The organism is Arcicella gelida, assembly GCF_034931025.1.
GTDB lineage: Bacteria > Bacteroidota > Bacteroidia > Cytophagales > Spirosomataceae > Arcicella > Arcicella gelida.
The window spans coordinates 47968-62640 of record NZ_JAYGIL010000008.1; the positions used below are offsets into that span (position 1 = coordinate 47968).

The window sequence follows — 14673 nt, forward strand, 5'->3', positions numbered from 1 at the left end:
TTTTAAAATTGCTTTCGAAAAGATGTTGGAGATATACCCGTATGTTTTGTAAAAAACCTAACGAAATAGGCATCATCTTCATAGTTTAGGCTATAGGCAATCTCTTTGACACTGAGTGTGGTATGTGCCAAAAGCCTTTTACTTTCAAGGATTATTCTATCTTTGATAATATCGTTTGGTGTATTTTTACTCAGTAAACTGATTTTTTTACTGAGGTTTTTGGGGGTTATAAACAGCATGTCAGCATAATCTGCTACGGTATGATGCGTTTTGTAATGTTGCTCTACGAGCTTGCTAAATTTTCTTAAAAACTGTACATCAACGTGCTTACTGTCGTCGGCCAATTGATGTTGTTGTTTCCAAATCCTAGTTGATTTCAAAATAATGAGTTTCAGTAAGATTCGTAGCATTTCTTCCGTATTAGCATCATCCGTTATCATTTCTAAACGAATTTCTTCAATGATATTTTTGATATTTACGGATTGGTTGGAGTCTAATTCAATAAAAGGAACTTCAAAAACATTATTGTACAAGATACCGTCACAAGCAACTTCTTGGTCGTGAAGTTCGATACAATAAAAATCTCGATTGAAATAAATTAAATCGCCATCATTGGGGGCATCACCTAATGGCTGAATTACCACTTTAGGATTGACAAAAAGTAAAGCATCGGTCTTTAAATGAAACGCTTGAAAATCAACCTTTATCTTGAAATTTGCTGGTAAAAATAAAATTTTGATGTGTTCATGAACACCAGAGAGCGAATTATCATTATTATTAATTTCTGATAGTTTGATATTACCAAACTGTTTATAGGTAAATTCTTTGAGCATTTGCTGTTTTAGGAGTCGGTTTTGGAGGATTAAAGTTGGATATTATGTACTTTGCTCAAGCACTGATGCAAATTTACGTTATTTATACTAATACAAGTAAGTTTGGCTCATCGTTTTACTCTCCTGATGGATTACAACAAAATAATTGCATTCCGACTACCGTAGTAACTTTTCACTAAAGAAGTTAAAATGACACAAGGCTTGTAAAGAATGTAGTAAACAAAATTTATAAAGTACAGGAGAAAGGAAAAGAGTAGGAGAGAAGTCTTGTTGCTGAAATAAAAGAAAGAATTTTACTAACAAAGCAGCAGAGTTAATATTAACGAAGAGATTTTATACAATAATGCTAATTTGTAGATTTATACTGTGTAGAAATTTCATTAATGAATACCACTCGAGACTTCAATTCTTTGGGCATTGATCCATTTTGACTCTTCTGAATATAGAAATAAATACAATAACACCTCCAATATCATTGGGCAAACCAACTCTTCCTAATGCCGTATTGCCTGCAATCATATCGTTTAAAGCTTGGTTATCTCTGACAGCCCCACCACCAAAATCAGTGGCAATAGCTTTCATGATGGCATAAGCTGCATAGTTTGGATAGCTAAAACGAGTCAAACCCGAAGAAGTATTGACGATACACACGCCTTCATTAATGAATGGAAGTAATTTTTGAGTAAGGAAAAAGGGGCTTTCAGATGAGTAGTAGCCATTTCGTCGAAGCCAGCCTCTGTCGTATCTTCAATAGAAGCGTAATAGCCCATTCCTACATTATTGACTAATGAATCAATTTTAGTTGTGCCAAAGTTTTTGTCCAAAATATCTTTCAATGCTGAAACAAATCCGTCAAATATCGCTGATTCTATTAATAGTGATAAACTGTTCTTTTAATAAAAGACAAAATCACTCCAAATATGAAATGTCCATTTGTATTTAATAAGCTAAAAATGCCATTACTTAGCCAAAAATAACAACTGTAGTACACTAGAATCCGAAAATTTCACATCGGGGAAATATCAATGCAAAAGAAATAGTCACTTAGATATATTTAAAGAATAGCTATGTTGTAGCCTTATTCTTTATTTAACATAATTATATATCAAATAAATCATCCAATAATCAAACCAATAAAATAATTAGAGAAAGACTTATTGCATCATATCATCTAAGCTAACGTCCCTTGTTCTAATACCTTCATTTTGTTAATTTATCAAAATGAAGGTATCTTTAATTTACTTATTAGATACTCTATCATCTTTCCCTTATGCCATTTCTACAGAAACTATATAGGGTATGGTACCCTAACAATTGTATTTTTTGGGGTAAAAGCTTTTCAAGAGAGTGTCATAATTCTTATAATTCCAGAATAGTCTATTCGAGATTTAAAAACATAAAATTGGCTTAATATCTCATATTTTATATTAAAAATGTAAGTTCATTTTAGTACTGTTATAATCATAAAGTATAAAGTGTTGTTGACATTTTTCATTAAATTCCAGCAGTATCATTATAGACCAGATTTATTTTTTTTAGTAATCTCTCTGTTAAGCTAGTATTATCAGTAATGATATTAGCAACGCCATTCATTTGGGGTTTAAAGGGAATATCTTTATTTAAAGAACTTCTTAAACCATTCTTTAGACTTATTTGAACAGTATAAGAGTTTTGATTGGTGGCAGAAAAAATTTTGGAGACAATACCTGTTATCTTTCCAAAGTCATTAGCAGCATAACTATCAAGTGAAATCAATACTTTTTGCCCATTTTTTAATTTCCCAGAGTTAAGAGATGACATAGTAATTAATCCTATATAAGTTGTTTGTTCTGGAACAATTAAAAATAAAGGGTCACCTGCTTTAACAAATTGGTCGTCCGTCAAATTCTGTAAAAATTTAAGACGTCCGTTTGAGTATGCTTTGATAGAGTAATTTTTTTGCCAATTAATAATGGCATTTGTTAAATTGCTCTTTTTTTGGAAAATACTCTGTTCTAATAATTTTGTTTTGGTTCTAACTTCGTTGTTTAGCTCTAATTTTTGGCGTTTTAAATCTGTAATAGCAACATTAGTCTGGATAATATTCTTTTTTAGTGTAATAAAATCTTGTTGTTTTCTACTTAACTCATCTTGTTTCTCTTGAAATTCTAAAGGAGGAATAACTTTATCGTCAAATAGTTTTTTAAAAATGCCATTTTTTTTCAGTGCATTGTCAATATCCTTTTCAGCCATTTTTAAAACCTCATGATTAATGCTCAATAAGTCTGATTGATTTTTAAGCTGACTTTCTATACTTTTGATTTTTTCGTTATAAAATGGGTTTAGGGTTAATTCTTGATATTGTTTTAAATCTGTTATGAGTTGAGAATATTCATTTTGCAAATCGCCTAAATGTAAGGAATCTTGGAATTTTGATAAATTAATGTGAAGTTCATTCGATTTTAACTCAATAGAGTTTAATGCTTTTTTTAAAGTAAGTACATCTAAATTATTAGCGGGGCTTTCGACTGTTGCTATAATATCTCCGATATGTACAGAAGCCTCATCTTTAATTGATATTCTTTCTAAACGTCCAGATACTTTATTTACGATAGTAACTGTTGGGTTTAAGGTCGTGATGGTTACTTGGCCTGTTAATGTTTCGGGATATTTTATAATTGATGCCAATATAAAAAAGATGATGATAATAAGGAAAATTACACTAATCCCCCATTTTATAAGCCATGTAGGAGTATAAGACATAAAATCAATTATCTCTTCAGAACGAATCTCGATATCTTTTTCTCGTGTCATTTTTATGAAGTTGATTTTGAATCTAATTCTAATTGATTTTTTACCAAATTATAATAATATCCTTGTTTTTGTACTAAAATGTCATGATTCCCCGTTTCAACTACCTTACCAGCATCTAAAACGATGATATTGTCGGCATTTTTGACGGTGCTAAGTCTATGTGCAATGATAACCGATGTCCTATTTTTTAAAAATTCATTCAAATTTTCAATAATAATTTTTTCATTATTGGCATCTAAGGCAGAAGTTGCTTCATCAAAGAAAATTAATTTAGGGTTTTTATAAACAGACCTTGCAATTAAAACTCTTTGTTTTTGTCCAGTACTTAGTCCAACACCATCTGATCCGATTTTTGTATTATATCTTGCTGGAAGTTGCTCAATAAAATCTTGAATATTAGCAATATTAATTGCGTACAATAATTTCTTCTTATCAATTATATTTTCACCAACAGCAATATTATTTGCAATGGTATCATTAAAAATAAAGCCTTCTTGCATTACAACGCCACAAGAGTCTCTCCATATATGTTGAGGAATGTCATTAAGGCTTACATTTCCCAAAGATATGCTTCCTTCGTTTACAGGGTAAAACTTGAGTAACATCTTCATCATAGTCGTTTTCCCACTGCCGCTACTACCAACAATTGCAGTTGTTTTATTGGCAGGAATAACGAATGATAACTCTTCAATTGCATCATTTAAAGCTCCTGGGTACCGATAACTTACTTTATTAAAAACAATATCTTGATTAAAATTAATCTCTTCTGGAGAGGTTGTAAATTCATCTATGATATCTTCTGATTTCATGTCGTAAATTTCATTAATCCTATCTAAACTTATTTTGGCATCTTGGAATATTTGCAAAAATGATGTGAATTGTTGGATAGGGGCATTGAGTTGTCCAACAATATAAGATACAGAAAGCATCATACCTATGGTAAGATTTCCATCAATAACCATTTTAGCAGTAACAATTGATATTAAAATATTTTGTAATTGTCCAATTAGAATAGCACCTGTACTTTGAAATTGAGATAGTGTTGTACTTTGAAGAGTCAACCTAAACTTACGAGCCTGAATATATTCCCAACTCCATCTTTTTTGTCGTTCGGCATTACTAAGTTTAATGTCTTGCATCCCAGTTATTAACTCAATCACCTTATTTTGGTCTTGGCTCATTTGGGAAAAACGCTTGTAGTCGAGTTCTTCTCTTTTTTTGAAAAATAATAAAGTCCAAATAATATATATAATACTGAAAATGGCAAAAATGGCAAAAATGTTAAAGCTGTAGGTTGCCAAAACAATTCCCAAAATACCGACATTAAAAAATGAAAATAAGATATTTAGACTTGAACTCGTCAATAAACTTTCAATACGATGGTGATCATTGATTTTTTGCATGATATCTCCCGTATGCTTTGCATCGAAATAAGCAATTGGAAGTTTCATTAGTTTAATGAAAAAATCTGAAAGCATTGATAAGTTTACCCTTGAGCTTACGTGTAGTAGAATCCAACTTCTAATGAGTTCAATTGATGTCGTTCCTAAAAATAAGAAAAGTTGTGCAACCAATATTAGATATATAAAATGAATATCTTGGCTCTGAATTCCAACATCAACAATACTTTGGGTAAGAAAGGGGAAAATTAATTGTAAAATACTACCTGCAAAAAGCCCCAAAAACAGTTGAAACATGAGTTTTTTATAAGGACTAAGGTATTTTACTAAAAAAACTAGCTTTCGTGTTTTTGTTTCTTCAAACTCATTTGTATAAAATTCTGGTGAGGGTTCTAAGGCTAATGTAATTCCTTCTTCAATTTCTTCTGACAGATAATTCCCTATCCAATTATTGATAAACTCACTTGGTGAGTATTCAATTAATCCAAAAGATGGGTCAGATACAAAAACCTTGTTTGGGGTTATTTTATAAACAACAACATAATGCTTTTTATGCCAGTGTACAATACAAGGCAAGGGTATCTCCTCTGAAAGTTGTTTGTAGCTAATTTTTACTCCAAGTGTCCTAAACCCTATTTCTTCAGCTCCACCTGCCAAACCTAATAAAGAACTTCCAATTCTTGTGGTTTCACTTAAAACACGTAATTGTGCTAAAGGAATAGTTTTTCCATAGTATTTTGAAATGATTTTCAAGCAAGTTGGACCACAGTCCATCTCATCGTGTTGAATGTATGAGGGAAATTTTGCCAATTTTAATGTTTTTTAATCAAGCTTTTTTCTCTGTGCAATTTCTGATCGATAAAAATGCCAAAGCAAATGGTATTGAATCATCTCCGTATGTCTTTGATTAGAGGTGAAAAGACGATTCATAATCATGTGGATATAACTACTTAATAATTGAGACAATGGCGTTTCAAGTAAATTTGTTTGGTGTAATCTTAAAACAGATTGAGCAATTGTATCACACATTATTTTGGATTGGTGCAAAATATTGAATGCTGTTTTAAAATCATCATCCAAATTATATTCATTTTTCAAGCAATTAACAATCGTATTTCGTTCTTTCCTAAATCGTTCTCCAATTTGTTTTTTTAGTTCGAGGTTCATATTGAATTCTCTTCCAAAATTTTCTGATAAATTTTCTAACAAATCCTTTTTGGCATAAATATCAAATTTAAAGCTATCCAAGAGCATATCAATCGTTTTTAATCCAAAAAACCAACTAATTTCATTATCTCTGACTTCATCTTCTCCATTAAGTATTTCCAGGAACTGTATTATTTGTTCACTACTTAGTTGAAATAGACTTTCTGAAAATTCAATTGAAGATGCTCCATACCGTTCTAACTCTCGGTTATATGTATCTGTTTGAGTCTTCCAAATGAGTTTATTATCTAAAAAATAAGAGAGACTACCCTTTAAAATTTTTATAACCTCGGAAATTTGGAATGTATCTGTAACCTCAAAACGAACACGCAGATGATTTTTTGGGTCTGTATAACGAATAAAGAACCATTTCTTAATTAACCCGTTTTCACGTAACTGTCTTAAGGCATCTGTTAATCCATATTTTAAAATTTGGTCGGCAGTCTTGGCACCACAATAAATTTTAAAGTACAGCCAATCTTCACCTGTTATAAAAGAACGTTTTATTGGAATAGTATTGATAATTTGAGGTAACTCATAAAGTGATTCATTTTTATTCAACTTTTCATTTCGGTAAAATGCAATGACAAATTGATTAACATAGTGGTTGTTGTCAGAATCAGTGATTAGGCAATTGTCTTTATTGAACAGAAATTCCGTAAGTTGAACAAAGTCACGTTTTTTTATCGTATTTAGAAATGTTTTTGTACTCAAAATATTTTGTAAATCAACCAATAATTCATTATCAAAATCAACCAATTGAATAATATTGGGCATTTTCCATTCGCTCTTCCAGTCTTGCACACCTTTCATCAACTGTTCGTTATCTTCAATTTTAAGCAAATGTTCAAACGTGTCTTTGCGAAGTATCCACTTGGCTGGGGAAATAATTGACTGTTTATAATTTACTCTTGGTAAAAAATTGTAGTTATTTTCTAACGCTCCCCAGTTAAAACTTACTCCACCTCTACTATGCTGGGTTTGCAAATCACAGAGAAAGTTGTATATTGGTAATGAATTATGTCCAAAATTATGGGCATTGGTAAGTCTGGGAATGATTATTTTATTTAACTTCTTAGACCTTAAAAATACGTTAGACCTTCTGACCGAAATATACAAATCATCTGGGCTTATCTGAAATTCATCTGAAACTGAAGCCTTGGCTAAGTAAGGAATTTCGTAATTTCTAATCGTTGGACGCATCAAGATATTTCCTGTTCTTGACTCAGGTAAATGAACAATTTCGGCCAAAATGGTATCTGAAGATTTTAATTCATCTTCTTTGGTAATAATACTTCTGACTAATGCATCAATGTCTTGACTTGCGTGGCAAAACCTCCCTAAAATATTTCCCGCACTTGACCCGCCGCCGTTAGACATTACAGTTTTAATTTGACCACCACTATCCTTCAATAACTCAACCATAAATCCGATAGTATCTTGCTGGTCATCCCAATTTTCTTTGAAATCTTTAAAATCTTCGTCTATTAAGGTAATTTCAAAAGTATTGGATACTTTTGATTGAAGTATTTTATTTAACAAGATTTCATCTAGCTTGCTCCACGAAATTTTATTCTTATTATTATCCGGATTATCATTTGATTGTATATATCCAATACCTGTTTCTACATCAAGTGCATACAAGAGAGGAATTTCTGCATCTTCATATCTTTCATAAAATGCTTTTGCAAATTTTTCTAACTTAGTTTCTCCGTATTTAATACTTATTTTGTTAAGAAAACGAGCCGTTGATACTATGTCAGTCAATATGGCTTCGTCTAAAGTACATTTGTCTGATTTTCTTACAAAATCAGTTTGAAACAATTTTCCTAATTCTATCTCAATGCCTAACTGTTTTAAGTTTTCTGCAAATGCTAAGTATAAATGAACATCATTGTACTCGGAGTTATCTAATTCATCAAGTTTTTCTTGAATAGAAATAAGCAATTGAACCAATGAGCCAATTGACATAACCTGTTCATTGATTGTAAACGATTTATCCGAAGGTAATTCTTTTAAGGTGTTGATAAGTTGAAAAATAAATTCTTCACCACATACAGATGGTTCTAATTGGCTAACTAATAACTGACTCGTAATAATTTCATTAATAAAAATATCTGCTTCTTCTTGAGAAATTTGATCATTAATGATAGCATTAGATAATTGTTGTTTAGTAGCTCCAGATTTAGCGACTTCAAATATTTTCTGTAAATATTCTGAAAAATCTACCGAAGAAATTTGATGAATTCGGCGTGTGTTGTGATAATGATATTCTACATATCTAACTTCTTCACCTATTAAATAAATACTATTATTTACATAAAACTTGATTTCTTCCTGAATAACATCAATCTGTACAATAGCGGTAGCCAAAGCACACAAATAGTTCATATCTAGTCTTGTATGGCGATTTTTGGCAATTTGAGTATCAATAATAATATTTGTATTTGATTTAATATCACCTACACCAATACCTGCGAATAAACCGAATGGAGTACATCTAGTTGTCATCCTTTGGAAGTATTTCATTAAAGAATAGGCAAGAGCTTTCACTTTGGTTTGTTCTTTGATTTCACCTTTATAATAATCCAATAAACGGCTCTTTAAGTCTGGAGAAGCAAGAAAAAGAGCCTCTTGGTTGATAGGTTCTTGAAAAAAATTGAAAAGGGCATTCATAGATACCTCTAAACTATTTTGAGAGAGGACTACCTGCAACTTTTCGATAGAGTAAAGAGGTGTTCTAACAATAAATTGATTGAAAAATGAGTAATTCAACTGTTTAACGTTTAAGAATTAACGAATAAATAACAATTCTTCCCAAGATGGATCTAAGCCAGAGATTCGATATAATAAAACAAGCCCTATGCCTGAAATTCCTTGTAGAAAATTATAAGAAGGTTGTTCACCCCCGTATTCTTTGGGGCTAAAGTTTTTATATCCTGCATAGCCATCAGTAAAAATTGCCATTTTTAAAGTTACATCATACCAATAATCTGCGGTCTCTTTAAAAGTTAATTCATTAGTCCAATCATAAAATCGCTGAAATATGTGTGCCGCCATAGCAGATCCATGGCATAACCCTGCATCATTAATTCTTGTTTCTTCAAAACTTCTTCTTTGAGATGCACGTACCATAATATTGATGGTAATATTTTTAAGGATGTTATCATCAAAGACAAGAGCAGATTGCCACAACGAACAGCAGATTCCTAAATCCCCATAGCACCATGCTAAACGACTTGGCTTAGATTTCTTGCTTTTTTCGTTTCCATATGTAAAATCTGGAAATTGTGAATAATAAATAGATGGGTCAAGCTGATTTTTAAGTATGTATTGAGTAGTTGCCAATGCCATTTTTCGTGTTTTAACAGGCATTATTTCTTCTTTATAAGCCTTTAATAAAAAGGAAAGTATACTTGGAATACCATGAGCAAGCCCCATATTAAATTCATCTTTCTGGGATATATTATTCGTAAAATCATAAAAGGGCCATTTCATGCTTAAATCATTATTAATGACCGCTTGATTATCTAATTCAATTACAAAATCCTCAAGATATTGTCTTGCTATTTTTGTTTTACGGCTACGATATATAAAGTAATAACCAATACCGATTGCTCCATGTAGAAAATCATAATTGCCCGCTTTTATCATTCTCATCATTTGCAAATAAAGATATTCATCAATCTCTCCGAGTATTTCATTGGTGTCTATTTCCATCCATCCTTTCTGTTCGATATATTCCAAAAAAAAAGTAAACCCTGCAACTCCATTACAATAAGTCGGGTCATAGTCTTCAACAATCATTTGAGAAAGATACTGTTCTATTTTCCCTACTGCTTTATCGAGCAATAGATTATCATGGGAATATTCATATAAATGTAAGTTGAATAGAATGATTCCAAGGTCACCGCCTATTAAGTTAGGTTGATTGACTGATGTATATTTATTTTTAAAGATTTGTACAATATCCTCTAATTTTTTTTCTAGCTGTTTCATTATCAAATTAACAAACTTATTAATTGAAATTTTAGACTATAACAAAGAGACTTAATCATAGCTTTTTGCTAACGGATAGTTTTTAAAAGCACAATATCCCTACTTTACCTCACAAAAGGCTATTTTGTTTAGAAGAGAGAGTAATCAATTTATAGGTTTAGTAGGGAGAAACGTGTGATTTAGATGTTTTTAAGACTTTGTTCAGACTAAAGTTGGGTTTTCTGGCAATTAAAGTGATATTTAACACCAGAGATGTTCAAAATAACCCCTTTTATTAATCATAAATATCTTTTTATTGACTTGAAAATTACGAATAAATAAAAAATATTCGTTTTATTACAATTTGTTAAGATTAAAGGCACACTTTAATCTTAACAAATTTAAACTATCATAGACATGTAAACTGATGATTGAAGGTTACACAATTATCAGTTGGTCTTGGACACATTATACTTGTACTAGGTCCCCAAGTCATAGTATTTCCGCCACTACCAGCTCCACACCCACCAGTTACACCACTTTGTGTATAATTTCCTCCATTAACTTGTGTCATTGATTCTTCAGATAAAGTAGCTACCGAACGTTTGCCTAATGTTAGTTTACTTGCAATTTTCTTTTTCATGTTATTAATTGTTAAAATGTTAAAATATGTTAAAGTAGAATTAATGTGAACAACTATTAATTTACCCTTGTCAAATGTATCTAAAAATAATTTTAGACAAGAAGTCATTGATTATTCGCTGGATTATACTTTATATAAGTATAGTAATATCTATTATTTGAGAAGAATAATTTTCTGAGGAGTAGTTATTTAAAATTGTAGTTTTTATACTTGGGCTAAGTCATTAGATTTGTAATTATTATTCAATAAAAAATACAATGAAGAAATTGGTTCTATTTATTTTTACTGTTTTAATTTTAGCTATTTCTTGTAACAGGACAAAGGATGAAAAACTAGAAGTAGAGTCTTATTCCAGACTTATTTTCATCAAATCTTCATTTGATGAAAATAATCTTAATAAGGTTAAATCTCAATTAGATTCTATGGAAAAATGTTGTTATGAAAATTTTTCAGCGACAGAAAAGGCTTATTTTCATTATTTATATTCAAATTATTTTAGCCAAAAGCAGGACGAAAGAGCGGAAGGAGAAATAAAAAAAAGTGAGTCATTCGCTAGTAATATAAAAAATCAAGAAATTAAGGTGAAGATTTTAATTGCTCAAAGCTACTTGTATCTTTATAAAGATGACTTAGGGAGAGCATTTAGATATATTTTAAAAGCTAAAGAAATTGAAGAGTCTTCAAAAACTGGACAGCTTGCTAATATTTATTCTATTATGGGAATGATAAATTTTGAGATGCAAAATTTCAAGAATGCTATCAGTTATTATACCAAATGTATTACATATACAAAAAGCGATAATTACAGTACATTGAGTGTATCATACTATTACTTGGCACTATGTTTAATTAATTTAAAAGAATATCCGCAAGCTCTTTTCAATGCCCAAAAAGCACTTTACTTTGCCAAAAAATCTGATGTAGCAGAAAGAGTTCATATCTCATACATTGCTATTGCTGGAGTATTCACAGAAATGAAAAAAACAGATAGTGCTTTATACTATTTTGAACTTGATGGAAGATATTTAGTCGCCCATAAAATGCTCAATAATCTCGAAAAAGCTAGATTGTATAGCAATATTGGAGAAACATATATAAGTCTCAATAAAATCGATAAAGCTATTTCTTATTTAAAGAATAGTGAAGAAATTTGTCGAAAAGTTAAAGTTGAAGATATTGAATGGGATGATATTAGGTATGGCTATTCTCTTGGTTTGGAAAGGTGTTATTTGAGAAAAAAGGCATACAAGTTAGCTTATTATCATAATAAAAAAGCAGTTGAGTTACTTTACAAAAGGCAAACTAAAGAGCATGATTTAAAAGTTAGAGAATTGGAAGGGAAATACAATATAGGCAAAAAGCAAAATGCCATAAATAAACTACAAACAGAACTAACTTTCAAAAATGAAATTGTAAAACAGCAATATATTATTATGGTAGTTGTGATATTGTTGGGTATTAGCGGAGTGTTGTTATTTTACCTTTTGGTAAAAAGAAGAAAATTAGAAGCTGAAAAAGAGCATATTGAATTAGAACAGCGACTATTGCTATCACAAATGAATCCCCACTTTATGTTTAATGCTTTGAGCGCAATACAAAAGGAAATTATTTTGGGAAATACGAAAATAGCAAATCTTTATCTTACAAAATATGCTGATCTAATGAGATTGATTTTAGAAAATTCAAGGCAAAAATATATTAATGTAGAGGATGAATTACTCATTTTAGAACATTACCTTTCACTTCAAAAAATTAGATTCTCAAATAGATTTGATTATAGAATTGAATATACTCCTGAATTAAAGAATTCACTATTATGCATTCCTCCTATGTTAATTCAACCCTTTATTGAGAACTCTATTGAACATGGTTTTTCTAATATCAATTATCAAGGATTTTTAAAGATAAATTTTCAGCAACGAGAAACTCAACTCGTTTGTACAATTGATGATAATGGACAAGGCGAACAATCTGCAAAAAAAATTGCAAAAAACTCTCATTCAACATCTATTACAAGAGAAAGATTAAATTTACTTTCAAAAGAAACAGGTATTAAGTCTTCGTTAAATACTATTAAAAAAGAAGCTCCAGATCTAGGCTTTCATGTTACTATAACAATCCCGTTGCATGATTCATAAAGCTCTCCGTATATTAATTGTTGATGATGAAGAGTCTACTCGTATCATTGCTAAAACATATCTTGCCGATCGTACTGATACTTTATTATTGGGTGAGTGCGAAAATGTTTCTGATGCCAAAGCTATGATAAAAAAAAATCAGGTTGATATACTTTTATTAGATATCAAATTAGGTAATGAAACAGGCTTTGATTTATTAGCACAATTCCCTAATTTCTCTTTTAAAGTTATTTTTATTACAGCTTATGACCAATATGTTTTGAAAGCATTGAAAGTTGGGGCATTAGATTATTTATTAAAACCAATTGGAGAAGATGATTTTCATCTAGCTATTGATAAAGTTAGAGAAAAACTTGTGACTATAGAGCAATACCAAGTAGCAGCAGAACATTTGCAGCATAAACCCCAAAGGATAACTATCAATACAAGAGAAGGATTACACATATTATGGTTGGAAGAAATTATGTATTGCGAGGCAGATGGTGGTTATACTACTTTTTTTTTAAATGATGGGAGTAAACCTGTTGTGTCAAAACCTCTTAAAGAATACGAAATACTATTGCCAGAAACGACTTTTTTAAGAGTACATCAATCATTTATTGTTAATATTAATTTTATCGTCCTCTTTAAAAAAGAAAATTGTTCTATTATTCTCAAACATAAATTAACAGGGAGTACCAAAGAAATCCCTGTGTCAACTCGCAAAAGAGAAGAAGTTCTGAATCTATTAAGTGACTTAAAATAAAAACTAATTTTTATAATATGATAACCCGACAAATCTGCTATTAAAAATGAAAATTATTCATAGTTTTTGGTCTAAACCAAGTTTGGATAAAAGTATTGAACGCTTTGAAGATAGAAAAATGGGCGGTTGGTTAGACAAAAAATATAATTATATGAGTTGGGCATTAAGTTGTCTTCAGTTTAAAAAACACTACGGTTTTATAGAGCTAGTTACAGATAATGAAGGCAAAAAATTATTTATAGATAAACTTAACCTTCCTTATGATAGCGTTAGGGTTGAGTTAGATATCTATAATAATTATCATCCGGATTTATGGGCTATTTCAAAACTACATAGTTATACATTACAGAATGAGCCTTTTCTTCATGTGGACGGGGATGTATATATTTGGAAGATATTAGATAAAGTTAATAACAAGCCTTTAATTGCTCAAAATGAAGATATTGATTTTAAATATTATACAACCGTTTGGAATGATATTATATTAAATTTTGAATATATACCAACGTACATGATGAGTGATTACCAACGGGAACCATCCATCCATTCGTGTAATGCTGGGATTTTTGGAGGTAGTGATGTGAATTTTTTGAAAGAGTTTGCTTTTGAGGCTTTCGAATTTTTAGAAAAAAATAAGGCTCATTACGATAAAGTTAATTTAGGCAGCACTGTTCTCATCTATGAGCAATATTTATTTTCGTGTTTAGCAAGAGCTAAGAATAAAAAAGTTTCTTTTTTATTCGATTCCATGACGTCTTCCTACGATAAAATAACTCAATTTGCTTCTATTCCTAATCGTAGACATTATGTTCATGCAGTAGGAAATGCTAAAAAGAAGTTTGTTGCTTGCGAGAACTTAGCCAATCGACTGTTGTTTGAATATCCAGATTTTTATTACAATATTTTAGCGTTGATTGAAAAGAATGAAATTTAATTC

The 14673-nt window shown here is 30.5% G+C and carries 11 protein-coding genes; 3 read left to right on the plus strand and 8 right to left on the minus strand.

The genetic code is table 11. The annotated features are described in order from the left end of the window. Nucleotides 1-2: 2 nt before the first annotated feature. The 8 genes from VB776_RS08210 to VB776_RS08245 form a co-directional block, all read right to left on the minus strand. Nucleotides 3-833: a helix-turn-helix domain-containing protein gene (locus VB776_RS08210; protein ID WP_323327894.1), complete on the minus strand. Its 831-nt coding sequence runs from the start codon at nucleotides 831-833 to the stop codon at nucleotides 3-5. Nucleotides 834-1235: 402 nt separating this feature from the next. Further along, on the minus strand, nucleotides 1236-1484 hold the full coding sequence (locus VB776_RS08215; protein ID WP_323327896.1) for a hypothetical protein: 249 nt from the start codon (nucleotides 1482-1484) through the stop codon (nucleotides 1236-1238). After that, nucleotides 1454-1657 (minus strand): hypothetical protein, encoded by a 204-nt coding sequence (locus VB776_RS08220; protein ID WP_323327898.1) that lies wholly within the window; start codon nucleotides 1655-1657, stop codon nucleotides 1454-1456. The genes VB776_RS08215 and VB776_RS08220 overlap by 31 nt, the downstream gene beginning before the upstream one ends. 670 nt (nucleotides 1658-2327) lie before the next feature. Then, entirely contained in the window at nucleotides 2328-3626 is a 1299-nt protein-coding gene (locus VB776_RS08225) for an HlyD family secretion protein (RefSeq protein WP_323327900.1), read from the minus strand. A gap of 2 nt (nucleotides 3627-3628) precedes the next feature. Next, entirely contained in the window at nucleotides 3629-5836 is a 2208-nt protein-coding gene (locus VB776_RS08230) for a peptidase domain-containing ABC transporter (RefSeq protein ID WP_323327902.1), read from the minus strand. A gap of 12 nt (nucleotides 5837-5848) precedes the next feature. After that, nucleotides 5849-9007: a lantibiotic dehydratase gene (locus VB776_RS08235; RefSeq protein ID WP_323327904.1), complete on the minus strand. Its 3159-nt coding sequence runs from the start codon at nucleotides 9005-9007 to the stop codon at nucleotides 5849-5851. A gap of 18 nt (nucleotides 9008-9025) precedes the next feature. Beyond that, the gene (locus VB776_RS08240; RefSeq protein WP_323327906.1) at nucleotides 9026-10231 is read right to left on the minus strand and encodes a lanthionine synthetase C family protein; all 1206 of its coding nucleotides are present in this window, start codon (nucleotides 10229-10231) and stop codon (nucleotides 9026-9028) included. 388 nt (nucleotides 10232-10619) lie between these two features. After that, entirely contained in the window at nucleotides 10620-10853 is a 234-nt protein-coding gene (locus tag VB776_RS08245) for a class I lanthipeptide (RefSeq protein WP_323327908.1), read from the minus strand. A 257-nt stretch (nucleotides 10854-11110) separates the two neighbouring features. On the opposite strand from VB776_RS08245, the gene VB776_RS08250 reads away from it, so the two are divergent. The 3 genes from VB776_RS08250 to VB776_RS08260 are packed head-to-tail and all read left to right on the plus strand — an operon-like array spanning nucleotide 11111 to nucleotide 14670. Beyond that, a complete protein-coding gene (locus tag VB776_RS08250; protein WP_323327910.1) occupies nucleotides 11111-12991 on the plus strand; it encodes a tetratricopeptide repeat-containing sensor histidine kinase in 1881 nt (626 codons plus the stop codon). Beyond that, entirely contained in the window at nucleotides 12981-13736 is a 756-nt protein-coding gene (locus VB776_RS08255; protein ID WP_323327912.1) for a LytR/AlgR family response regulator transcription factor, read from the plus strand. Before VB776_RS08250 ends, VB776_RS08255 begins: the two co-directional genes overlap by 11 nt. 46 nt (nucleotides 13737-13782) lie before the next feature. Beyond that, nucleotides 13783-14670: a DUF6734 family protein gene (locus tag VB776_RS08260; protein ID WP_323327914.1), complete on the plus strand. Its 888-nt coding sequence runs from the start codon at nucleotides 13783-13785 to the stop codon at nucleotides 14668-14670. Nucleotides 14671-14673: the final 3 nt, after the last annotated feature.